The organism is Ideonella azotifigens, from assembly GCF_006519715.1.
In the GTDB taxonomy this organism is placed as follows: Bacteria; Pseudomonadota; Gammaproteobacteria; order Burkholderiales; family Burkholderiaceae_C; genus Ideonella; species Ideonella azotifigens.
The window spans coordinates 1-1561 of the sequence record NZ_VIDT01000985.1 but is presented as its reverse complement, the minus strand read 5'-3'; the positions used below and the strand labels follow the sequence as shown (position 1 = coordinate 1561).

The window sequence follows — 1561 nt, the reverse complement described above, 5'->3', positions numbered from 1 at the left end:
GACATCTACGCGGACCATCTGGACACGCCGCGCGTGGTCACACGAGCAAGCGACCACGCCATCCAGTGGCGCTGGGACCAGGCCGAGGCCTTCGGCAACTCGGCGCCCAACGAGAACCCCAGCGCACTCGGCGCCTTCACGCTGAACCTCAGGTTCCCGGGGCAGACGTTCGACAAGGAGACGGGGTTGTTCTATAACGTCAATCGGGACTATCGGGCGACGAGTGGAAGGTACATCGAATCGGATCCCATCGGGTTGGCTGCAGGCTTTAATACCTACGCATACGTGGGGGGTAATCCAATAAGTGGTTTCGACCCTAATGGATTGTTCGATGCGGGGAATATAGGGCAAACAGCGCGGATCCTGATACCGGTGGCTAGCGTGATCGGCACGGGCCTAGCAACTGTCACAGCACCGGCATGGGCTGTTCCAGTGGTGGTTGGCACAGCTGTCATTGCTGTGGGTGCCGCAATCTATATGACGGTTGCTCCAGATGATCCACAGCCAGTAGCAGCATCGCCCGCGTCCGATCCGGAACTTCAGCGCTTAATCGAGAAGGGAGCAAATTACTCGGAATACAAGCGGCGTTGTGAAGAGCCTGTACCTCCCGGCCTTGATCCATGCCAGCGAGCGCGCTTCGAATTGTCACGGGCGATGGCGTGCAGAGATCTGAGAAAGGCAAATACCAATCGTTGGTGGGGTGGAGCCGACACTGGCCACAATCCTCAGCTTTATGACGACATCAACAACCAGATTCGTGCGGCTGAGCGGTCAGAGAAACAAAACTGTGGGAAATGCCCATGAACTCGTCTGAAATTTTACGCCGGAGGCTCGACGAGTTCTTTCCAATAATTCCGATGCCGGATCCGATCGAGGGGATACTTCACGACCCGAAGTGTCCTGAATGTTCAGAGTTGGTTAACGATTTGCAATCTACACCATGCTGCGTGGGTGGAGAGCTTATTCGTAAGCTTTATCAGGAGCTATCTCATTTGTCGGCGACGGGATGGATGTGGATTCTGCCGATTTACTTGAGATATTGCTTAAGTGATGAGGCGATATATAATCGTTTCGAAACGGAATTTCTCATATTTAATCTTTCGCCGAACGAGATTTTCAAGGGAGATGTGAGAGGGCGGCTTGCATTTATCACGGACGATCAACTCCAGGTGTTGATTGATTTATTAATTTGGCTTCATTCTGACGAATACTGGGAGGACCGATGGGGGGGGCGTATTATGGCGGGGGTGGATTTTCTCACCAAGTTAAAGGCTGATAGATTGGCATAGACGAATGTGCTGCAGGGAAATCGAGGGTCTCTCCTTTCCCCTCCCGTCGAGAATCGGCCAAGTTGGAAGAAATGAGCCACCCGTTGCGCATTGAGTTTGCCTGTTCCGTTCATATGCTTATTCGCAAGCGTCTACGGACCCACGCCCGCACGCTGGCCCTGGCCGCCCTGTGCGCCGCCGGCCTGTACGCCAGCACCGTCCAAGCCGATCCCGTGCCCGATGGCGGCGCCCTGACCACCGGCCTGGGCTACGACGCCAACGGCAACCTCATC

The 1561-nt window shown here is 55.1% G+C and carries 2 protein-coding genes; both read left to right on the top strand.

What is annotated here, in order from left to right:
• Positions 1–804, top strand: an 804-nt coding sequence (locus tag FKP22_RS29905; RefSeq protein ID WP_141291855.1) for an RHS repeat-associated core domain-containing protein, incomplete at its 5' end; no start/stop codon positions are given.
• Positions 805–857: 53 nt separating this feature from the next.
• Positions 858–1289, top strand: coding sequence for a DUF6714 family protein (locus FKP22_RS29900; protein ID WP_141291854.1), 432 nt, complete (start codon positions 858–860; stop codon positions 1287–1289).
• Positions 1290–1561 lie beyond the last annotated feature (272 nt).

Coding starts and splice junctions, on each gene's coding strand:
- FKP22_RS29900 (WP_141291854.1), top strand. CDS start 858: ATGCCGGATCCGATCGAGGGGATACTTCACGACCCGAAGTGTCCTGAA.